Raw genomic sequence first — 20,804 nt, forward strand, 5'->3', positions numbered from 1 at the left:
GCGCCTACTTGAACCGCAGTAGGCGGAGGCTGTTGAGGATGACGAACACCGACGAGAACGCCATCGCAGCCCCGGCGATCATCGGGTCGAGCAGACCGAACGCCGCGATCGGGATCGCTGCCGTGTTGTAGGCGAAGGCCCAGAACAGGTTGCCCTTGATGAGCCCCAAGGTCCGGCGCGAGAGCCTGATCGCCTGCGGGATCTGCTGAGGATCGGACTTGACCATGGTGACATCCGAAGCCGCCATCGCCGCGTCCGTGCCCGACCCCATCGCGATGCCGAGGTCGGCACCGGCCAGAGCGGCGGCGTCGTTGACCCCGTCGCCCACCATGGCCACGGCCCGGCCCTGCCCCTGCAGTTCGCTGACCACGGAGACCTTGCCTTCCGGACGGACATCCGCACGGACTTCGGTGATTCCGAGAGCCTCGGCGACCACCTCGGCGGCTTGGGCGTTGTCCCCGGTCAGCAGCACGGTGCTCAGTCCCAGCGAATGCAGTTCGTCGATCGCTGCCTTGGCCGTCGGCTTGGCTTCATCGGAGACGAAGCCAAGCCCGCGGAACTGACCGTCGATCGCCAGTGCGACGATCGTGGCCCCACGCGGAACCGAATCGGTCGGGTAGTTGACCGCGATTCCGCGCTCGCGGAGCAGATCAGGACGACCGGCGAGAACCTCGGCGCCGTCGATCGTGGCCCGCAGTCCGCCGCCGGCGATGTTCTCGAAATCCGTGACCGATGACCCGGCCGCGGTTTTGACCGACCTCGCCGAGGCGGCTCCAGCTGACCCCGTCCCGACGATCTCGGGCGCGGCGTCGACGATGGCGCGGGCGATCGGGTGTTCGCTGCGCGATTCCAATCGGGCCAGGACATCGAAGTCAGCGGGCGAGAGCTCGGTTCCGGTCAGGCTCATCACGCCGGTGGTCAGGGTGCCGGTCTTGTCGAGGACGACCGTATCGATCGACCGCGTCGACTCCAGCGCCTCGGGACCGGAGACGAGGATGCCCAGCTGGAATCCGCGCCCCGACGAGACTGCGAGAGCCGTGGGCGTGGCCAGGCCAAGGGCGCAGGGGCAGGCGATGATGAGCACGGTGAGTGCCGCATGCAGTCCCGCCGCCCAGTCGCCGGTGGCGAAGCCCCAGACGAGCAGGGTGAGGATGGCGATGCCGAAGACGATCGGCACGAACACCGCCGAGATCCGATCGGCCAGTCGCTGCACGGCAGGTTTGCCGTTCTGCGCACGGGAGACGAGATCGGCCATGGCTGCCAGCGTCGTGTCCGCACCCACACGGGTGGCACGGACCTCGAGCACACCGGAGGTGTTGATCGTGGCGCCGGTGACGGAATCTCCGGGGCCGACCTCGACCGGAACGGATTCGCCGGTGAGCATTGCCTCATCGATGGCCGAATGACCGTTCAGCACCTCACCGTCGGTGGCGATCTTCTCGCCGGGACGGACGAGGAAGACATCGCCGATGGTCAGCTCATCGATCGGCACCTGCACCTCGACACGGCCGTCATTCGCGGCGGCACCGTCCGAAGCGGCGGCACCATTCGGGGAGGCGCCCTCGCGCAGCACGGTCGCGGACTTCGCGCCGAGGTCGAGCAGCGCCTTGAGCGCAGCCGTCGCCCGGTTCTTCGCCCGGTCCTCGGTGAGCTTGCCGATGAGCAGGAACACCGTGATCGCCGCGGCCGCTTCGAACCACACGTGGTACTCGGCGGGAATCGCCCAGCCGTGACCGTCGGCGACGGCCCGACCCAGCGTGAAGTACGAGTACAGGCTCGCGACGGTGATGCCGACGCTGACCAGGGTGTCCATGGTCGTCGATCCACCGCGGGCGGCCTTGTACGCCGCCGAGTGGAACGGCCACGCACCCCAGGTGACGACGGGCAGGGCGAGGATCGCGACGATCCACTGCCACCCGGTGAAGTGCCAGCTCATGACCATCGAGATCGCAACGATCGGCACGGCCAGGATGAGGGCGCCTGCGAAGCGCGGCCGCAGATGGCGGGGATCGTAGTCGACGATCTCCGGACCGGCGCCGCCCGCGCCGGGGCTGCGCACCGTGGCACCGTAGCCGGCCTTCTCGACGGCGGCGGTGATGTCGTCGTCGCTGAGTTCGGAGTCGATGACCACGTGCGCGGTCTCCAGCGGCAGGTTGACCTCCGCCGTGACCCCGTCGAGGCGGGTGAGCTTCTTCTCGATCCGTGCCGAGCACGACGCGCAGGTCATGCCCGTGATGTCGAGCTCGAGCTCGCGAGGCATCACTTCACCTCGTAGCCGGCCTCATCGACGGCGGCACGGATCGCCGCATCGTCGAGTGCGTCCGACGAGGTGATCGTGACCGGGGAATCGCCCCCGGCGTTGAGGTCGACCGCGACGTCCGAGACGCCCGCGAGTGACCCGAGCTCTTCCTTCACCGCGGCTTCGCAGTGTCCGCAGGTCATTCCCGAAACGGTGATGGTGGTGGTCGTCATTGTGTTCTCCAATCAGCGGTGAGTGTTTCCCGATGTCAGAGCCTCGGGCGTCGTCGCACCCCGACCGGGTGGACGCAGCCCTCCGCTCAGCTCTTGATGAGTCGGGAGATGGCGGCTGATGCCTCTTCGACCTTCTTCCGCGCTTCTTCGTCGTCGCCCGATGAGGCGGCGTCGACCACGCAGTGAGCGATGTGCTCTTCGAGGAGGTTGATGGAGACCGCGTGCAGCGCGGCTGTCGCGGCGGAGACCTGGGTGAGGATGTCGATGCAGTACTTGTCCTCATCGATCATCTTCCCGATTCCGCGGACCTGACCTTCGATCCGCTTCATCCTCCGTGCGAGAGCGTCCTTCTGCGGGGTGTATCCATGTTGCTCAGTCATACTCACACCGTATACCCCTACAGGGTATAAATCAAGATCGATCCTCGCCGAGGCGGCTGTGCGTTTGCTCTCACCCTGACCCTGACGTGTTCTCCGGCTCCTACAATCGAATTATGCGTGCTGCCAGACTGTTCCGGTTCCCGGTCAAGGGATTCCCCGCCGAGGAGCTCACCGAGGCCCGAGTGGTCAAGGACCGCGGAATCCGCGGCGACCGGATCGCGGCGTTCACGAACGGCAGCCTCGACGTTCCCGCCGACGCGTGGCACTCGTACTCCGCCTTCACCGTGCTCAAGAACGACACCGACCTGCAGAAATGGCAGGTCGCAGCGACCCTCCCCGAGGCGGTCGGCGCCGACGCCGATGCCGATTCCGCGACCGAGACCGATCCTGACGAGCGGAGTGCCCCCGCCGAGGCGGCCGACGATGATTCCGCGACCGTGACCCTCACGGCCCCGACGGGGGAATCGACGACCTTCTCCACGGACGACGAAGAGGGCAGGGCCGCCTCGGCGAGATTCCTCTCCGAACGGATACCCCCTCAGGGTACATTCCCGCGCTGCCTCGCCGTCGCGGATCAGGGGATGTTCGACTCGCAGCGCTCGGGAATCTCGCTCATCAATCCCGCCACGGTCGCCGCGATCGCCGATACCGACGAGGGCCGCGCCGCCCTCGGGCTGAGCGCGCAGGAGGCGGAACGCACAGGGTCCGGCAACGGCGACCCGGCCACTCCCGCAGCCGAGCTCGACCCGCTGCGGTTCCGCGGCAACATCCTCGTCGACGGGCTCGCCCCGTTCGAAGAGTTCGCGCTCATCGGTTCGATCATCCGCCTCGGCGGCGTGCGCCTGGCGATCCGCTCGACGATCGAACGCTGCCCGGCGACGACCGTCAACCCGACGACTACCGAGGTCGACGTCAACGTCCCGCGTCTGCTCAACTCCGCCTGCGGGCATCTGCACTGCGGAATCTACGGGCAGATCCTCGAGACCGGCGTTGTCATGGCCGGCGACGAGATCACCGTCGAAGGTCCGGCACCGCGCGAACTGGTCAAGGTCGCGCGGACTCCGCGGTTCATGACCGTCGTTGGCCGTCAGCAGATCTGCAACGACATCGTCGAGGTGGCTCTGCGCGACGATCTCGGCTGGATCCGCGAACTCGACGAACCTGGCACGAACCTGCGCGTCCACCTCGACCTCGGTGCACCGTTCTGGCGGACCTATACGATCACCGACGTCGACGACGACATCGTCCGCATCGCCGTGCGCACCCAGGGCAAGGGCTCCCGCGCGGTGGCGTCGCTGGACGAAGGACAGCGGATCCTCACCTCCGGCCCGCACGGAACTATGACCGCCTCCCGCGTCTTCGGCGGCACAACGTCCCTGATCACCGCGGGAATCGGCATCACCCCGAGCCTCGGACTGCTGCGCAGCGATGGGCTGGCCGACCTGCCCGCCACCGACCGGATCCGGCTCTTCCACGTCGACCGCGACCACCGCACCGCCTGCCTGTGGAACCGGCTGCAGGACCGCGCCCACTCGGGAGCCGTGCCCGTCGAGACTCACCACCGCGACACCGCGACGGTCGGCCGACCCGGCCACCGGGAACTCGTCGACTGGGTGGCCGGCTGCGACAACGTCATGGTCTGCGGACCCCGCGACTTCACGGCGGCCGTGCTCGCCGCCGCTGACGAGGCCGGCGTTCCCGCCGTCCACCAGGAGACCTTCGCCTCTCCGAACACGGGAATGAGCGAGGCCATCGCCGCATGCTCGCCCGCCGAGGTGACCCTGGAGGAATCGGGCACGAGCTTCGTCTGGCAGCCGCAGGAAGGCACCCTGCTCGAATCCTTGGAAGCGCGCGGATTCCGGTCACCGAGCTCCTGCCGAGGCGGATCCTGCGGAACCTGCTCGGTGTCCCTGGCCGCCGGGTCCGTGCTCTACCCGATCGAACCGGCTGCCCGAGTCGAGGGCGACGAAGTGCTCGTGTGCTCCGCGGTACCCGCCGGGCCCATCAGTCTGGCGCTCTGAACACAGGCAGGCTGACCCTGCCTGACTGACTCGGCTGACTGACCCTGCCGGACTGATCCGTCTGACTGACTCGGCAGGCCCTCTGAACCGGCCGCATGGCCTGCCCGCCTGACCAGGCAGACGGCCTCAGCGTGGGTGGCACAATGGATTCCATGCCGAAGAAGAAGCGCACCGTGCTGTCGAAGGGGCCCGCCGGACCGGTGGGTCGCCTGAGTCGGTGGGTCCGCCTCTCCGCAGCCGGTCGGATCATGTTCGCGAACTCGATCATGCTCGTGGGAATCATGGTGCTCACGACGAGTCTGCTCTACCTCCAGCTCTCCCAGCTCAACACGAAGCGCGAACAGGACCTGCTGCGGTCGGCCGCGGACAACATCTCGATGTCGCTGGGCCTCGTCGGCACCGGTGACGTCGGCCAAGACGACTATCTCGACTCCGAGTCCCGCGACGACGTCCAGACGCTGCTGGACAACGTCATCAGCCAATACGGCTTCGACATCGCCGCGGTCGTGCCCATCGACTTCCTCCTCACCCCGCCGACCCTGGGCTCACCCGGACGCCAACAGGCGCTGGAAGCGAAGACCGCCTCGGCGGATTCCGGGAAGATTCCCGAGGACTCCATCGACCAGCTGGCCCAGGCCGTCGACGGACAGGCCCTGCAGGAGGGCAGGTCGACCGTGCGCTTCATCAACGACGGCGGCCCGGCCGACGGCACCATGTACGTCGTCACCCCGGTCTATGCCGAACACGTCGGCGTCGACGGACTGAGATCGGACACCGTCGTCGGCGCCGTCATCGTCGGCAGCTCCGCCGATTCGGTCCGCGAAGGCTTCCTGGCACAGGGCAAATGGCTCATCGGCATCGCTGTCCTCACCCTCATCCTCGGCATCGGCTCGTCCTGGGTGACATCGCGGGGACTGCGCAGGGTCACCGGTGACTACGGTGCCGACGAGCTGCGCAGCATGCTCGACTTCTACTCCTCCGTGCTCACGGCCGTCTCCGAAGGACTGCTGCTCGTTGACCGTGCCCGCGGAATCGTGCTCATCAACACCGAGGCCCGGGAACTGTTGGGCATGCCGCCCGCCGGTGACGATGCGGACCCGGGCCCCACCTCGGCGGAGGAGATGCCGCTGCGCGAACTCGACCTGCCCGAGGCGCTGCACGATCTGCTCGCCTCCGGCCGGTGGGCTCGTGACGAGATCCACTACACCGACGACCGCGTCCTCGTCGTCAATCAGCAGCCCACCGAGGCGGCCAGTGACACCTGGGTCGTGACCATGCGCGATCACACGGAGCTGGCCGAGCTCTCCGGCGAACTCGTCTCCGTGCGGTCCTTCTCCGATTCCCTGCGCGCGCAGACCCACGAATACGCGAACCGGCTGCACATGGTCGTGTCCCTGCTCGAGACCGGGCACGTCGACGAGGCCATCGACTTCGCGGCCAAGGACATCGACGATCTCAACCGGGTCAACGGGGACGGGTCGATGACCTTCGACCACCCCGTCCTCTCGGCGCTGCTGCTGTCGAAGATCGCCCAAGCCGCCGAGGTGGGCATCGAGATGACGGTGGACACCGCGGACCTCACGGGCAACCTCGGCGGGGATGATCGCGACCTCGCAACGATCCTCGGCAACCTCGTCGACAATGCCTTCGACGCCCTGAGCAGGCAGGACGTTCTGGCCGAGGACAAGAGGGTCCACGTCGAACTCTCCGGTTCAGGCGGTCCCGGCGGATTCACGATCGAGGTCAGCGACGACGGTCCGGGCATCGACGAGGAATACCTCGACGCGATCTTCGAACGCGGGTGGTCGACGAAGCACGACGGTGTCGAGACCGACCAGGGGCAGGGGCGCCAGCAGACGGGCACCCGCGGGGTCGGGCTGTCCTTGGTCGTGCAGGCGATCCGCCGACTCGGGGGAGCCGTCGATGTGCAGGGCCACGGGGAGGACTGCGACCGGTTCAAGGGTGCAGTGCTCACGGTGTGGCTGCCCGACCCGAACGGTGCGGGGCAAAATGGGGCCGGTCAGACCGGGGCGGGTCAGACCGGATAGGGCTGGACCGTCGCCGGCGGGCTCGGTGCCGGTAGGTGCGGGCTCGGCTCGATGTGTCGGGACTGCAACACGATCCGGGACGCTGTCAAACGGGTGAAGATAGACTGGCGGCATGTCGGACACAACTGCGCCTGAATCGAGCATCGGTGTGCTCGTCGTCGAGGATGAGGTGGTCGCCGCCCGTGCTCACGCGAAGTACATCGACCGCATCGACGGCTATCACGTCGCGGGAGTGGCGAAGAACGCCACTCAGGCGATGGCTGCTCTCACGGGTCAGATCTACGGCCTCGATCCCTCCGGCGTCCACCTCGTCCTCCTCGACATGAACCTGCCCGACGGGCACGGACTCCAGGTCTGCCGCGCCATCCGCGGCCAACGCGTCGACGTCGACATCATCGCCGTCACCGCCGCCCGGGACATGCAGATCGTGCAGGAGGCCCTGTCCTACGGGGTCGCCCAGTACATCATCAAGCCCTTCACCTTCCCCGTCTTCAAATCCAAACTCGAGGCGTATTCGTCCTTCCGCAACCGCCTCGGCGGGGATTCGAACGACGGCGAGGTCACCCAGACCGAGGTCGACAAGGCGATTTCGGCTCTGCGCACGCACACCGTGGCGGCGACCGCGAAGGGCGTGCCCGATGCGGTCCAGGCCGAGGTGAAGAGCCTGCTCAATGAGAATCCGGGCCAGTCCGCCGCAGAGCTGGCCGAAGGGCTCGGGGTCTCGCGAGTCACCGCTCGCCGCTACCTCGAATCCATGGCCGACGCCGGGATGCTCGAACGTCGTCCCCGATACGGTTCGGCCGGTCGTCCCGTCCTCGAATACACCGTCGTCCCCGACGCAGGCTGACCGCGGATTACGTGCGCGAGCAGCCGCCCGCGACCGACGCCGCGGGCTGATCGTGCTGTGGCAGCGCCCGTGACCGACCCAGCAATCGGCCATGGACCGACGTAACGCCGGTCTCGGCACAGAGCAATGGACATCGAGGGGGCCTCGTTAGAGGATGGTCCCATGTCGAAGAAGTCCCGGGTCTGGCTGGCCGTCGCTCTCGTCCTCGTGCTGCTCGCCGGAGCCGGAGTCTTCGCTCTCTTCCGTCTGCCGATGACGAAGTCCTCCGCTGCGAAGGCGGCCGCCCACGACCTCGCCGAAGAACAGCTGAGCTCGGACATCTGGCATGAGAAGGACCTCGCTCAGGGCCTGTTCGACCGGGTCACGAAGGCATTGGGCACGAGAGTCGACCTGCGGTCGGTCACCGTCGACGACATCACCGAGGCGGACGGTCGGACCGTGGCCACCCTCGATTGGACGTGGGCGAACAACGACGGAGAGTCCTGGGAGTACAGTTCCCAGCTGCCGCTGGAGAAGAACGGGCTCTTCTGGTGGGCGGATCTCACTGAGAAGGCCATCCACCCGAAGCTCGGCAAGGGCGGCAGCTTCGCTCTGCGCGCGAATCCCGGCGGGCGAGGGAAGATCCTCGGCGCCGATGATGAAGTGCTTATGGAGGAGGGGAAGGTCGTCGACATCGGCGTCCACCCGAACCGGCTCGAACCCGACACCATCGGCCGACTCGTCAGCGGACTCAACGACGGTGTCGACTCCCTCGACCTCGACGCCGATGACCTCGAGAAGTCGGTCGATGACGCCGAAGGCAACCAGCTCGTCCCCGTCGTGACACTGCGCGAAGACGACTACAAAGAGGTCAAGAGCGCCATCCACGATCTGCCGGGAATCCTCTTCACCGAGGATACCCAGACCCTGACACGCTCCCGCGGGTTCGCTCAGGCCACCCTCGGTTCGGCCGGTCCTGCCAGCGCCGATGACATCGAGAAGTCCAAGGGTGAGATCATCGCCGGCGACATCGTCGGTCGCACCGGTCTGCAGAAGACCTTCAACTCCCGTCTCAGCGGACCGGGCAGCGTCGAAGTCTTCGCCAAGGGCGATTCGACGAACGACAAAGGCGGAAAGACGAAGCTGACGAGCCTGCATGCCTTCGAAGCGAAAGACGGCGAAGACGTCGAGACCACCCTCGACGTCGATATCCAGACCGCCGCCGACAAGGCGGCAGCGACGGCGAAGAAGCCGGCCGCCGTCGTCGCGATCCGCCCCAGCGACGGCCACGTGCTCGCCGTGGCCAACCAGGACCCGGAAGGAGCGGCCTGGGACCGAGCGCTGAGCGGCCAGTACGCTCCCGGCTCGGTGTTCAAGATCGCCTCGGGGCTGGCGCTGCTCGACGCCGGGGTGAGTCCCGACGACGACATCGACTGCCCGAAGACCGCGAACATCGGCGGCAAGAGCTTCAAGAACGCCGAAGACGAAGTGCTCGGCACCGTCAGCTTCGCCGACGACTTCGCCCACTCCTGCAACACCGCATTCGTCTCCTCCGGCGACAAGGTCTCAGGCAGCGAGGTGGCCGATGCCGCCGCCCAACTCGGCATGCTCGGCGACGCCTCGGCCATCGGCGCGAAGATGGCCTCGGTGCCGACCGACGATGACGAGGTCACCCACGCAGCTCAGATGATCGGTCAGGGCAAGGTGCAGTCGAGCCCGCTGGCCGTGGCGACGATGGCCGCCTCGGTGGAGGCGGGGGAGACCGTCACCCCGCAGCTCGTTGTCGGTGAGGCGCTCGACGAGGCGAAGAGCGGCGACGGCAGCCAGGCTGCAGGTCAGGGCACCGGCCAGGGCGATGCCCCGACGCTCGACGCGGACGCAGCGAAGGAGATCTCGGTGATGATGCGCGCAGTCGTCACCGAGGGCACCGCGACCGACCTCAAAGATGTTCCAGGCGACCCGGTCCACGGCAAGACCGGCACGGCCGAATACGGCAATGACTCCCCGCCGCGAACCCATTCGTGGTTCGCCGGCTTCCAGGGCGACCTGGCCGTGGCCGTGCTCATCGAAGACGGCGGATTCGGCGCCGAGGCGGCCGTGCCGGTGGCGCACGAATTCTTCGACAACGTCAACTGAGACCCACCAACGCCCAATTCAGTTTCACCCATCAACTGGGCCGTGCCCGACGGTGCCGCGCTCCCTACTTCATGCGCAGGGACCGCATGGCCTGCAGAGCCCCGGTCATCGCCTTCGCGAACTTCGCCTGATCAAGGGGGCCGGCCGGCGCGATCGGGTGGAGGCGCTGCTCCGCAATCGTGTGCGAGTGCATGAACTGGTGGAGGCCCTCGGGGCCGTGCCGGTGGCCCATGCCCGAGGCCTTGACTCCGCCGGCCGGAGCGTCGATGGATCCCCAGCTGGCCGGGTAGACCTCATTGACGTTGACCATTCCGGCCTCGACCTGCCGCGCGATCTCACGCCCGTGGGAGCGCGAGTACACCGATGCCGAGAGTCCGTAGTCGCTGTCATTGGCGGCAGCGATCGCCGCGGCATCCGACGGCACCGAATAGACGGAGACGACGGGGCCGAAGGTCTCCTCCCGATGCAGCTCCGCTTCAGGAGGAACATCCGTGAGCACTGTCGGGGCGTAGAAGTAGGGGCCGAGATCGGGCACCGGGCGTCCGCCGGCGAGGACCGTGGCACCGGCGCTGCGTGCCTGCTCGACATGGTTGGTGATCGTCTCGAGCTGCTTCGGTCCCGCCAGGGTGCCCATGTCCGGGCCGTACTCGAACGCGGCGCTGAGGCGGTAGGCGCGGGCCGCCTCGGCGAAATGGGCGCAGAAGGTCTCATAGAGGTCCTCGTGGACGTAGATGCGCTCGATGGAGATGCACAGCTGCCCGGCCGAGGAGAACGATCCGCGCACGGCACCCTCGACGGCCTTCTCCAGATCCGCATCGGCGGCGACGATCAGGGGATTCTTGCCTCCGAGCTCGAGTGCGGCTGGGAGCAGACGCTGCCCCGCCTCGGCGGCGATCGACCGCCCAGCGGCCGTCGACCCGGTGAATGAGATTCCGTCGGCACCGGCCATGAGCGCAGGCCCGACCTCGGACGAGGGTCCGGGCACGAGCTGCCAGACCTCGGCGGGCAGGCCGGCGGCGATCGCCAGCCTGCGCATGAACACCGAGGTCAGCGTCGTCGTCGAATCGGGTTTGTGGACAACGGCGTTGCCGGCGGTCAGGGCCGCGAACAGGTCGGTCGCACCCAGGGTCAGCGGGTAGTTCCACGGCGTGATGAAACCGATCACACCCAGCGGGGTGTGCGTGATCTCGGTGCGGGTGAGCACGGGGATGGCTCCGCGTCGACGTTCGGGCCGCAGATAGCGGGCGGCCATCACCCCATAGTGGCGGAGCACATTGAAGGTATCGAGGATCTCGTCATAGGCGTGGATGCGAGCCTTGCCGGTCTCGTACTGGATGATGTCGAGGAGCAGATCCTCGTTCCGAGCCAGTGCGGCGTGCAGTCGAGTGAGCACCTTCGCCCGGTGCTCCACCGACTGGGCAGCCCACGTGGGGCCGGCGATGCGGGCCGTGGCGTAGGCGGCTTCGATGTCGGCAGGAGTGTTCCGAGTGAACCGGTCGACCTCTCGGCCGGTGAACGGTTCGACGCCGCGCATCACCTCGCCCGAACCGGAGGCATCCGCGTACGGATCGGTGTCGAGGAAGTCCCGCAGCGCCGCGGTGACATGCGAGGATGCGGTCCCGGCGGTGCCTGCTTCGGAGACGTGGGCGGTGGTGTCTGTGGTCATCGGCTTCCTAATTCATGTGACGTAGGTCATCGCAGGCTAGACTACCCAATATGGTGTCGAGTGGTCTCCGGGGTGCGCTGAAAGGAACCTGTGCACCCACCGCCGTCCTCGATCTCGACGCCTTCGATGCGAACCTCGACGCCCTTACCGAGCGCGCTCGCGGACTGCCGATCCGCCTGGCCACGAAGTCCCTGCGCGTGCCCGCCGCCATCGACCGGGCGCTCGCCCATCCCGGCTATTCCGGTGTGCTCGCGTATTCCGTCCCCGAGGCACTGTTCCTCCACGCCCGCGGCATCCGCGATATCGTCATCGGCTATCCCAGCCTCGACCGTCCCGCCCTGGCGCGGATGATCGCCGAGGCGGATGCGCTCTCGAACATCACCGTGATGATCGATTCCGTGGACCACCTCGACATCATCGACGACGTCCGGAGATCCCTCGCCGAGGCGGGGCCGGGCTCCGCCCCGGAAGTGACCGTTCCAGACGGCACTGTCCCGGACGTGACCGCTCCGGGGGAGGACGCGACGAACCTCGCCGAGGCGGAAGCCGCCTCGGTGCGGGTGTGCATCGACGTCGACTCCTCCTATCGACCGGCCGAATCCTGGTTGGGCGACCGCGTCCATATCGGAGCCAGGCGCTCACCGATCCGTGACGGGCGATCGGCCGTCGCGCTCGCACGGCAGGTCGCCGCGCGGTTCGGTATCGACCTCGTCGGGTTGATGTTCTACGAAGGGCAGATCGCCGGCACCGCCGATGCCGGACGAACCGTGCGGCAGACGATCGTGCGCGCCATGCAGAAGGCCTCGATCGCCGAACTCGCCGAACGACGAGCTGCCGTCATCGCCGCGGTCCGTGAGGTCGCCGACCTCGAATTCATCAACGGCGGCGGAACCGGCTCGTTCGAATCCAGCTCCGTCGAAGGCACTCTGACCGAACTCGCTGCCGGATCCGGCCTCTTCTCCCCAGGACTCTTCGACGGCTATACGCACTTCCGGCATCGGCCCGCCGCGTACTTCGTCACCCCTGTCGTCAGACGCCCTGCACCTGGTTGGGTGACGGTCTTCAAGGGCGGATTCATCGCCTCGGGAGTCCCTGGTGCCGACCGGCTGCCGACCATCGCCTGGCCGCCGAGTCTCGAATACTCCGGTCTCGAGGGTCCCGGGGAGGTGCAGACTCCGCTGACCGGGCCCGGCACGGAATCGCTGCGCATCGGCGATCTCGTGTGGTTCCGGCACGCCAAAGCAGGCGAACTGGCCGAACATTTCAACGAATTCCTTGTCGTCTCGGGGTCGACGATCATCGACACCTGGTCGACATACCGGGGAGAGGGACTGGTGCTGTGAGAGAAGTGCAGTCAGGGCGCGGCGAACGGATCGGTCGCGGTGCGAAACGTGTGGCGGAGACGGTTGCGGGCCGTGCATCGGGCCGATCTGCAGTGAATGGCCGGCATGCGTTCCGGAACTGGGCCGGTCACGTCCACGCACATCCGCACACATTCTCGGGCCCCGCCTCGGCGGAGGAGCTGTCGGGAATCGTCACGACCGCAGCAGCGGCCGGGGACCGTCTGCGGGTCGTCGGAGCCGGGCATTCCTTCACTCCCGTGGCCGCTGGCGATGACGTCATGGTCAGCCTCGACGGACTGTCGGGGATCGTCGCCGTCGACGAGGCGGCCGGCCGGGTCCGCTTCCACGCCGGCACCCGGCTGCGGGACATTCCCGCACTCCTCGCACCCTTCGGTCTGGCCCTGGAGAACCAGGGGGACGTCAATCCGCAGGCACTGGCCGGGGCGATCTCGACGAGCACGCACGGCACGGGGATCGGGTTCACCGGGTTCGCCGGGACCGTCACGGGGTTGAGCCTGATGGGCCCCGACGGCAACGTGCGGGAACTGTCGGCCGCAGCGGAACCGGAGATCTTCGACCTCGCTCGGGTCAGCCTCGGCGTCCTCGGCATCATCACCGAGGTCGAACTCCAGTGCGTGCCGGCCTTCGACCTCATCGCCGAGGAGAAGGTCGCCGGATTCGACGAACTCCTCGACGGACTGACCGAGCGGATGCGCGGGGCCGACCATTTCGAGTTCTACTGGTTCCCGCACACCGATTCGGTGCTGACGAAGACGAACACCCGGGTCGAGCCCGGGCAGGCCGGGCCGGGTCACCTCGCCGAGGCGGGGGTGCGCAACCGGTGGCTCAACCTCCTCGACAAAGAGGTGGTGGAGAACGGGGCGCTGCGGCTGGCCGTCGAGCTCGGTGCCAAGGTCCCGTTCGTGGTGCCCTCGATCAATCGCATCGCTCAGTCCGTCGTGGCAGACCGGACGTACCGGGCGCCGGGTCACGATGTGTTCGTCACCCCACGGCGGGTGCGGTTCAACGAGATGGAGTACGCGCTGCCCTTCGACTCCGGGTCCGAGGCGATTCGGGAGATCAGAGACGTCATCGAGGCCAAGGGGTGGGCGATCTCATTCCCCCTCGAGGTCAGGTGCGCCGCCGCCGATGATGTGCCGCTGTCGACGGCGACGGGGCGGGAGACGATGTACATCGCCGTCCACCGCTTCATCAAGGAGGACTTCGCCGAGTACTTCCGCGTGGTCGAGGAGATCCTGAGCCGGCACGGCGGCCGACCGCACTGGGGCAAGATCCACACCCGCACGGCCGCCGACCTGAACGAGCTCTATCCGCGATTCGCGGACTTCTGCGAGCTGCGGGCCCGTCTGGACCCGGCTGCCATGTTCGGCAACCGCTTCACCGACTCGCTGTTCGGTCTCAGCCGTATCTGAGGGCGCAGCGTCAGCCGAGAAGTGGTCGCAAACAGACACTTTTGGCCGCGCGGCGGTCGAGAAGTGGTCGCAAACGGATACTTCTGGGCGCGGCGAATCTCCGATAGTGACCTATTCTTCCGCTGCTCTTGTCTCGAGCCAGTCGAGGATCTCCGGCCAGGCGTCGTCGGCGATGGATCGGCGCATGAGGCCGTGATGTCCGATGCTCTTCACCCCGAGCTCCTCCGGGACGAAGGTGCGCCGCGTCACCGGAGCCAGCCGCAGGCGGTCGGTGAGCGCATCGATGAACGCACCGGTCGCCCAGGGATCGTCCGAGGTGCCGACGGCGAGGACAGGTGTGCGCAGTCGGGCGGCGCGGGCCTCGGCGTCGAAACTCGGGTCGTCGAAGAAGAAGTGGGGGCGGCGCAGCCAGTCCGTCCATTCGTAGAGGGCGGCGGCGGGGATGTCCTCGCCGAGTCCCACTCGGCTGCCGGGCATATATCCGAACACACGTGTGGCCACCCTGCCGAAGACTCCGAGGCCGACTTCCACTCGCAAGCGCTCGCTGCGGGGTGCGATGCTGCGGGCCGCCACCATCGCTGTGGCGATTGTGACGATTCCGCACAGCCGCTGTCCGCCGCTGCCCAGGAGCAGAGCGTGCCCGCCGAGGCTGTGGCCCAACGCCGTATGCGGCAGATCAGGGAACCTCTTCTCGGCCCAGGCGCCCGCGGCCGCCACATCTTCGCAGATCCAGTCGCGCATGCGCAGATGCCGATGGGTGCGAGCCGCCCTCCGGTCACCGACACCGCGGAAGCCGTAGGTGACCACGGCGAACCCACGGGCAGCCGCCGCCTCGGCGAAGGAGAAGTAGAAGCGTTCGGGAGTCGCGGTGGCCGGGTGGATCGTCAGCACCGCGTGCGGGTCGGCCGAGGGGAGGAAGAGATGTCCCTCGAGATCGCTGGAACCGGACCGGCTCGACACCGGGATGCGCACGTCCTGCTTGAGAAGTGAGTCCATATTTTTCAGGGTAATCATCACTGCCCCAATATGCTACCAGTCAGTAATATAATTCCGGTTGGCGTCGACTGCCGACATGTGCGGCGCAATCACTGCCGACATCCTCGGCGGTATCCCATGTCCGAACGTGCTGGTACGCTCGGGGAATGACAGCGTCGGATCGGAACCATCCCGTATCACCCGCCCAAGCAGGCAGTCGAGAGCGGGAGAGAGGCCGGCGCAGGTCGATGTTCGTCGCCGCCTTCGGCACCGTCGTCGAATGGTACGACTTCTCGATCTTCTTCTATGTCGCCACGACCCTGACCAAGGAATTCTTCGGCGACCAGACGGATTCCCTGCTGCTCACCCTCGGGGTCGGTGCGGCGGGATTCCTCTTCCGGCCCTTGGGCGCGATGGTCTTCGGTCACCTCGGTGATCGGATCGGGCGTCGTTCGACGCTCATCATCTCCGCGGTCCTCATGGCGATCTCCATGCTCGGGATCGCGGTGATTCCGAACTACGACACGATCGGCATCTGGGCCGGCGTCCTCATGGTCGCCCTTCGCTGCCTGTCCGGATTCTCCGTCGGTGCCGAGTACACCGGCATCATGGTCTTCCTCATGGAATCGGCGGGACCGGGAAAGCGCGGATTGGCTGCCAGCTGGGCCGCGGCCAACAGCGAGGTCGGCGCGCTTCTGGCCGTGGGATCCGGTGCGCTGCTGGCGAATACGCTCAGTCCCGAGGCGATGGATTCCTGGGGTTGGCGGCTGCTGTTCGTCCTCGGTGCCGTGCTCGCCATCCTCATGGTTCCGCTGCGGTCGATGATGGAGGAGACCGAGACCTTCAAACGGCTGCAGCAGGCGGAGAAGGAGAAGAAGGGCACGAAGGACACTGCCCTCGAGCGCTCGCCGCTCATCACTGCGATCCTCGAACAGCCGCGGGCGATCCTCGTGGCCTTCCTCATCTCCTCGATCGGTTCGGTCAGCTACTTCCTCAACATCACCTATGTGCCCACGTACATCGAAGAGGTGGCGAAGGTCCCGAACTCCGGTTCCCTGGCCCTGGGCACGGTCGCTGCCGTCGTCGCCATCGTCGTCACGCCCTTCTTCGGCCTCGCCTCCGACAGATTCGGGCGCAAGCCCGCCCTGGCCGTTCTCATGGCTGTCTTCGTGTTCACGATCATTCCCGCATACGCTCTGCTTGGCGGCAGCTCCTCGAGTGGGGCGGTCTTCGGTGTTGCGTTCCTCGCAATTCCCGCGGCCGGGTGGAGCGCCGTGGCCGCCGCCATGGTGCCCGAGCAGTTCACCGGCACGAGCCGCTTCTCCGGCATGGCGATCGGCTACAACGTCGCCACCGTCCTCTTCGGCGGGCTCTCGCCGCTCATCGCCACGGCACTCATGTCGTCGACGGGAATCACTCTGGCGCCGGCGATCTACGCCACCGTCGTCATCGTCGTCGCCGGAGTCCCGACCCTCATCCTCGCCCGCAGCATGGGCAAGAAGACTCTCGCCGAGGTGGACGCGGACAAGCATCTCGTGCCTGCGTGAGAGCACTGGTTCGGGGCATTCGGGCGGGGTCGGCGCTGTCTGTTCGCTGTGGCGCGGTGCCCGTTCGAGGGCTGCGGCCGATCGGTGACAGACGTTGCCGTTCTGCCACACTCTGCGCACATCTCGAGCGCGATGAACTCATAAGTTGGTTTCAGAACACGCATTCGGGCGACCTGCTCCCGAGTGCGAGAGACCGATCAAGGAGTCATCATGAAACGCATGAAGCGTGCCACCTTCACCGCTGCGGCCGTGCTCAGCTGCACACTCGCCTTCTCGGGCTGCTCGCTCATCAGCCAGGCCGTCCAGCCCGAACAGGGCCAGACCGGAGAACAGTCGAACGCCGACGCTCAGGATCAGGGCAGCCAGGATCAGAACGGTCAGGATCAGGGCGACCAGAACGGCCAAGAGTCGAACGCCGACCAGAACGGCCAGGACCAGACCGGACAGGACCAGACCGGTGGTCAGGATTCGAGTTCCGATCAGTCGACGTCGGGCTCCTCGTCGTCGACCTCGTCTTCTGACGGGGCCACCGGTTCGGGTTCGGGCGCGTCGTCCGGCAGCCAGGGGCAGGTCAGCATCGGCGAAAGCTTCGAGGATCCGGAGATGCAGGACAAGATCGAGGTGCTCTCTGCGGTGCGGAACTTCGAGTCGTCCAAGAGGGCATCGGCGATCGAACTCGGCGGCGAAGTCGTCCTCCTCGAAGTCAAGATCACCCCGGGGCAGAAATACAGCGGACTCATCCAGTCCGGAGCCTTCAAGATCTCCGAAGGCGGCGGGGCGGACTACCGATACGACCAGACGGACGGCCTCGAAGCCGAGATGCGAGCTGCCGGCTATGAACCCTTCGAGGACGTCAGACGCCGTGACGGCGGAACCCACCAGGGCTGGCTCGCGTATGTTCCGAACGAGAAGCAGGATGCCTACACGATCCGCTACGAACGCGGACCCGGCAAGGTGCTGGGAACCGACGAGAAGGTCCCGGAGTTCACGACGACCTTCGACATCCCCTCCGTCTGACTCCCGAGGCTGACTCGCGCGGGCGGCGACTGCGAACCGCGAGTCACGTGCCTGCGACCCGCGAGGTCGGCAGCGGGGAGGTGTCAACCGATCAGCAAGGTCTGCCGCTGGACGCCATCAGCCGACCAGGGAATTGCACATCGAGGCCGGTCTCCGAATTCGGAGACCGGCCTCGATGCGTTGTCAGGGTCGGTGATCAGCCTTCGCTGAGGGCCTTCCAGTCCGAGACCTCGGACTCGGCGAGCTGAGCCGCGACACCGGTGTAGGTGGCAGGTGTCAGAGCCTTGAGCAGTTCGGCACGCTCCTCGGGCAGCCCGAGACCGTCGACGAACGTCTGCAGATCGGCCTGGTTGATGCGCTTGCCGCGCGTGAGTTCCTTGAGCGTTTCGTACGGGTTGTCCATTCCCGGCACGCCCTGCAGTCCGGCGGCACGCATGACCGACTGGACGGCTTCACCTAGGACCTCCCAGTTGCCGTCGAGGTCGGCGGCCAGAGCCTCCTCGTTGATGGCAAGGGCACCGAGGCCCTTGACCAGGTTGTTGAGTGCGAGCACCGAATGGCCGTAGGCGACACCGATGTTGCGCTGCGAGGTCGAGTCGGTGAGGTCGCGCTGCATCCGCGAGGTGATCAGCGTCGAGCCGAGGGAATCGAGCAGGGCGCAGGAGAGTTCGAGGTTCGCTTCGGCGTTCTCGAAGCGGATCGGATTGACCTTGTGCGGCATCGTCGACGAACCGGTCGCACCGGCGACGGGGATCTGCTTGAAGTAGTTCATCGAGATGTAGGTCCACATATCGGTGGCCAGGTTGTGTGCGATCCGGTTGAACCGAGCGACATCGGCGAACAGCTCGGAGTTCCAGTCGTGGGATTCGATCTGCGTGGTCAGCGAGTTGAAGGTCAGCCCGAGACGATCTTCGACGAAGGTGCGGGCGATCTGCGGCCAATCCGCTCCCGGCACAGCAGCCAGATGGGCCGAATAGGTGCCCGTGGCGCCGTTGATCTTGCCGAGGAACTCTGTGGCGGCGATGCGTTCGTACTGACGGCGCAGGCGGTGGATGAAGACCGCGAGCTCCTTGCCCATCGTCGTCGGGGTGGCCGGCTGCCCGTGCGTGTGGGCGAGCATCGGAACGTCGGCCAGTTCCGCGGCGGACTCGGCGAGAGCGTCGATGAGGGCCTTCGCTCGCGGCAGCCACACCTGTTCGGTGGCACCCTTGATGCCCAGCGCCCAGGACAGGTTGTTGATGTCTTCGGACGTGCAGCAGAAGTGGACGAGCTCGCCGAGGTCCTCGGCGCCGATCGTCACTAGGGCTTCTTTGATTGTGTATTCGACGGCCTTGACGTCATGGACGGTGACGGCTTCATGAGCGGCCAGCGTGGCGATGGTGTCGGCGTCGAAGTCGGCGGCGAAGGTACGCAGTCCGTCGACCTCATCGGGGGTGAGAGTGCGAACGCCCTCGATCACCGAGTTCTGTGCGAGGTGGATGAACCATTCGATCTCAACGATGATGCGATTGCGGTTGAGGGCCGCCTCGGAGAGGTGATCGACGAGGTCAGCGGTGTCTTTGCGGTAGCGACCATCAAGAGGTCCGAGAGCGATGGCGGGCGAGATTTCGGCAAGGGAAACAGTCGGCATGCCCTTATTTTCTCATGAGCGGCACATTGGGGCGGCACCCGTCCGCGCCGACCGATCGCCAGACGCCGGCGGCGGACGGGACTCAAGCACCCCACCTTGTGGATTCGGTGGCGACTTCGACATCTGTGCGCTGTGGACGCTCAGGTCTCTTCCCCAGCCCTGAAATCGAGGCTTCCGTGCTCGAACCGCTGCCTCCTACGGTCGAGTGATTCGGGCACGGATGCCGAACAGGCAGGCGGAGGGCAGAGGCATGATCACTGACGAATTGGAGCGCAATCGCGAACAGTGGAGACGGCGAGCGGAGGTGCTGCACTCCCTGGCACAGAACTGCCGACAGATCGACGGATGGGATTCCCCGGCGGGAGCGCTGCTCGATGACCGGGTGGCCTCGTGCGCAGAATCGATCGACAAGTTGGGTGAGAGGGCGGAGAAGCTCGCCGAGGCGTATGACCTCCACCTGCAGGTCGTGTCGGTGGGCGGGCGGATCCAGCTGTGAACACTCACCCCGCCGAACGTGAGGGCGCCGGCATCGAGAGTTGGATCGTCGTCGACCTCGACCGGATCAGCAGACTGCCCGAACGGCTGCGTCGTCTCTGGCCGCCCGATCTGCTCCCTCGCCGGGCCGACCGGGACTCCCGAGCCGCCTCGGCGGAGGAGGAGAGATCCAGCGCAGGCTCGGCGCCCGCGGCCGCACCCTCGGCGACCGTGGCCGTACCTTCGGGATTGGGCGAGGGCGACGGGGGCGCGAAGCGGGACCTCGATGTGCTCACCGCATGGCTGCGCGGCTTCGCCTCCGAACTCAACCGGGTGAGAACGCGCATCAGCGTCGTCGTGTCGTCGGGAGTCGAAACCGTCCACTTGGCACTGTGCCTGGGGCCGGGCGTCGGGCATGCGATCCTCGCGCTGCAAGGGGAGGGGCTTGAGGACTTCGCGCGGCACCAGCTGCTGCGCCGGATCGAACCCGGACGGATCGGGCACGTCGTCGAGGATCTCACCGAACTCGTCGACCGGGACTGTGTGCTCACACTCAGCTGGGCGTCCGGAAGGGATGCGACCGGACTGGAGTTCCTCCGCCGAGAGGGCGGGACATGGTTCCGGCCGGTCATCGAGCGCGCCGGCGATTCCGTCACCGTCGACGATGACGTCGTCGCCGGCGAATCAGCGGTGCGAAAGCTGCTGGGCGCCGTGCTCACACGGACGCTGACGGCAGGAGCTCCGAGTTGACGGCGGCAGCTTCTGACCGTTGGGAACTCGTGGCCTTCCTAGCCGGCGGGGACCCAGGACTGAGGCCGGCCGGGAGCGAGACATGA

The 20,804-nt window shown here is 66.8% G+C and carries 16 protein-coding genes; 10 read left to right on the forward strand and 6 right to left on the reverse strand.

The window, feature by feature from the left end; all coding sequences use genetic code 11:
- Window positions 1–4 precede the first annotated feature (4 nt).
- The 3 genes from ACSBQT_RS06475 to ACSBQT_RS06485 all read right to left on the reverse strand — a co-directional run bounded on the left by ACSBQT_RS06475 (window position 5) and on the right by ACSBQT_RS06485 (window position 2,852).
- A complete protein-coding gene (locus ACSBQT_RS06475; protein ID WP_435001147.1) occupies window positions 5–2,260 on the reverse strand; it encodes a heavy metal translocating P-type ATPase in 2,256 nt (751 codons plus the stop codon).
- Window positions 2,260–2,472 (reverse strand): heavy-metal-associated domain-containing protein, encoded by a 213-nt coding sequence (locus ACSBQT_RS06480; protein WP_435001148.1) that lies wholly within the window; start codon window positions 2,470–2,472, stop codon window positions 2,260–2,262. The genes ACSBQT_RS06475 and ACSBQT_RS06480 overlap by 1 nt, the downstream gene beginning before the upstream one ends.
- A gap of 86 nt (window positions 2,473–2,558) precedes the next feature.
- A complete protein-coding gene (locus ACSBQT_RS06485; protein ID WP_062862662.1) occupies window positions 2,559–2,852 on the reverse strand; it encodes a metal-sensitive transcriptional regulator in 294 nt (97 codons plus the stop codon).
- A 113-nt stretch (window positions 2,853–2,965) separates the two neighbouring features.
- On the opposite strand from ACSBQT_RS06485, the gene ACSBQT_RS06490 reads away from it, so the two are divergent.
- The 4 genes from ACSBQT_RS06490 to ACSBQT_RS06505 all read left to right on the forward strand — a co-directional run bounded on the left by ACSBQT_RS06490 (window position 2,966) and on the right by ACSBQT_RS06505 (window position 9,883).
- The gene (locus ACSBQT_RS06490; RefSeq protein WP_435001151.1) at window positions 2,966–4,873 is read left to right on the forward strand and encodes an MOSC domain-containing protein; all 1,908 of its coding nucleotides are present in this window, start codon (window positions 2,966–2,968) and stop codon (window positions 4,871–4,873) included.
- A gap of 152 nt (window positions 4,874–5,025) precedes the next feature.
- Window positions 5,026–6,921 carry a sensor histidine kinase gene (locus tag ACSBQT_RS06495; RefSeq protein ID WP_410709154.1) on the forward strand — a complete coding sequence of 632 codons (1,896 nt, stop codon included), beginning with the start codon at window positions 5,026–5,028 and terminating at the stop codon, window positions 6,919–6,921.
- Between the two features lie 112 nt (window positions 6,922–7,033).
- Window positions 7,034–7,768 (forward strand): response regulator, encoded by a 735-nt coding sequence (locus ACSBQT_RS06500; protein WP_101547022.1) that lies wholly within the window; start codon window positions 7,034–7,036, stop codon window positions 7,766–7,768.
- A 162-nt stretch (window positions 7,769–7,930) separates the two neighbouring features.
- Window positions 7,931–9,883 (forward strand): penicillin-binding transpeptidase domain-containing protein, encoded by a 1,953-nt coding sequence (locus ACSBQT_RS06505; RefSeq protein ID WP_410709153.1) that lies wholly within the window; start codon window positions 7,931–7,933, stop codon window positions 9,881–9,883.
- Window positions 9,884–9,947: 64 nt separating this feature from the next.
- Here ACSBQT_RS06505 and ACSBQT_RS06510 read toward each other — a convergent pair whose 3' ends face one another.
- Window positions 9,948–11,549: a succinic semialdehyde dehydrogenase gene (locus ACSBQT_RS06510; RefSeq protein ID WP_435001152.1), complete on the reverse strand. Its 1,602-nt coding sequence runs from the start codon at window positions 11,547–11,549 to the stop codon at window positions 9,948–9,950.
- A 50-nt stretch (window positions 11,550–11,599) separates the two neighbouring features.
- Here ACSBQT_RS06510 and ACSBQT_RS06515 point away from each other — a divergent pair, with 50 nt between their 5' ends.
- Window positions 11,600–12,892 carry an amino acid deaminase/aldolase gene (locus ACSBQT_RS06515; protein ID WP_435001153.1) on the forward strand — a complete coding sequence of 431 codons (1,293 nt, stop codon included), beginning with the start codon at window positions 11,600–11,602 and terminating at the stop codon, window positions 12,890–12,892.
- The gene (locus tag ACSBQT_RS06520; RefSeq protein ID WP_435001154.1) at window positions 12,889–14,325 is read left to right on the forward strand and encodes a D-arabinono-1,4-lactone oxidase; all 1,437 of its coding nucleotides are present in this window, start codon (window positions 12,889–12,891) and stop codon (window positions 14,323–14,325) included. The genes ACSBQT_RS06515 and ACSBQT_RS06520 overlap by 4 nt, the downstream gene beginning before the upstream one ends.
- Window positions 14,326–14,436: 111 nt before the next feature.
- Here the strand turns inward: ACSBQT_RS06520 and ACSBQT_RS06525 are convergent, their stop codons facing one another.
- The gene (locus tag ACSBQT_RS06525; protein WP_410709149.1) at window positions 14,437–15,321 is read right to left on the reverse strand and encodes an alpha/beta hydrolase family protein; all 885 of its coding nucleotides are present in this window, start codon (window positions 15,319–15,321) and stop codon (window positions 14,437–14,439) included.
- Window positions 15,322–15,467: 146 nt separating this feature from the next.
- On the opposite strand from ACSBQT_RS06525, the gene ACSBQT_RS06530 reads away from it, so the two are divergent.
- A complete protein-coding gene (locus ACSBQT_RS06530) occupies window positions 15,468–16,847 on the forward strand; it encodes an MFS transporter (RefSeq protein WP_435001156.1) in 1,380 nt (459 codons plus the stop codon).
- Between the two features lie 210 nt (window positions 16,848–17,057).
- Entirely contained in the window at window positions 17,058–17,864 is an 807-nt protein-coding gene (locus ACSBQT_RS06535) for a transcriptional regulator (protein WP_435001157.1), read from the forward strand.
- Between the two features lie 196 nt (window positions 17,865–18,060).
- On the opposite strand, the gene purB is transcribed toward ACSBQT_RS06535, so the two are convergent.
- Entirely contained in the window at window positions 18,061–19,494 is a 1,434-nt protein-coding gene (purB, locus tag ACSBQT_RS06540) for an adenylosuccinate lyase (protein ID WP_435001158.1), read from the reverse strand.
- A 250-nt stretch (window positions 19,495–19,744) separates the two neighbouring features.
- On the opposite strand from purB, the gene ACSBQT_RS06545 reads away from it, so the two are divergent.
- Window positions 19,745–19,990: a hypothetical protein gene (locus ACSBQT_RS06545; RefSeq protein WP_435001159.1), complete on the forward strand. Its 246-nt coding sequence runs from the start codon at window positions 19,745–19,747 to the stop codon at window positions 19,988–19,990.
- Window positions 19,987–20,718, forward strand: coding sequence for a hypothetical protein (locus ACSBQT_RS06550; RefSeq protein ID WP_435001160.1), 732 nt, complete (start codon window positions 19,987–19,989; stop codon window positions 20,716–20,718). The genes ACSBQT_RS06545 and ACSBQT_RS06550 overlap by 4 nt, the downstream gene beginning before the upstream one ends.
- Window positions 20,719–20,804 lie beyond the last annotated feature (86 nt).

Source organism: Brevibacterium sp. H602 (assembly GCF_051172395.1).
In the GTDB taxonomy this organism is placed as follows: domain Bacteria; phylum Actinomycetota; class Actinomycetes; order Actinomycetales; family Brevibacteriaceae; genus Brevibacterium.

Bases quoted from the DNA above. Each gene is read 5' to 3' on its own strand.
- ACSBQT_RS06475 (WP_435001147.1), bottom strand. From the start codon at position 2,260: ATGCCTCGCGAGCTCGAGCTCGACATCACGGGCATGACCTGCGCGTCG.
- ACSBQT_RS06480 (WP_435001148.1), bottom strand. From the start codon at position 2,472: ATGACGACCACCACCATCACCGTTTCGGGAATGACCTGCGGACACTGC.
- ACSBQT_RS06485 (WP_062862662.1), bottom strand. From the start codon at position 2,852: ATGACTGAGCAACATGGATACACCCCGCAGAAGGACGCTCTCGCACGG.
- ACSBQT_RS06490 (WP_435001151.1), top strand. From the start codon at position 2,966: ATGCGTGCTGCCAGACTGTTCCGGTTCCCGGTCAAGGGATTCCCCGCC.
- ACSBQT_RS06495 (WP_410709154.1), top strand. From the start codon at position 5,026: ATGCCGAAGAAGAAGCGCACCGTGCTGTCGAAGGGGCCCGCCGGACCG.
- ACSBQT_RS06500 (WP_101547022.1), top strand. From the start codon at position 7,034: ATGTCGGACACAACTGCGCCTGAATCGAGCATCGGTGTGCTCGTCGTC.
- ACSBQT_RS06505 (WP_410709153.1), top strand. From the start codon at position 7,931: ATGTCGAAGAAGTCCCGGGTCTGGCTGGCCGTCGCTCTCGTCCTCGTG.
- ACSBQT_RS06510 (WP_435001152.1), bottom strand. From the start codon at position 11,549: ATGACCACAGACACCACCGCCCACGTCTCCGAAGCAGGCACCGCCGGG.
- ACSBQT_RS06515 (WP_435001153.1), top strand. From the start codon at position 11,600: ATGGTGTCGAGTGGTCTCCGGGGTGCGCTGAAAGGAACCTGTGCACCC.
- ACSBQT_RS06525 (WP_410709149.1), bottom strand. From the start codon at position 15,321: ATGGACTCACTTCTCAAGCAGGACGTGCGCATCCCGGTGTCGAGCCGG.
- ACSBQT_RS06530 (WP_435001156.1), top strand. From the start codon at position 15,468: ATGACAGCGTCGGATCGGAACCATCCCGTATCACCCGCCCAAGCAGGC.
- ACSBQT_RS06535 (WP_435001157.1), top strand. From the start codon at position 17,058: ATGAAACGCATGAAGCGTGCCACCTTCACCGCTGCGGCCGTGCTCAGC.
- purB (WP_435001158.1), bottom strand. From the start codon at position 19,494: ATGCCGACTGTTTCCCTTGCCGAAATCTCGCCCGCCATCGCTCTCGGA.
- ACSBQT_RS06545 (WP_435001159.1), top strand. From the start codon at position 19,745: ATGATCACTGACGAATTGGAGCGCAATCGCGAACAGTGGAGACGGCGA.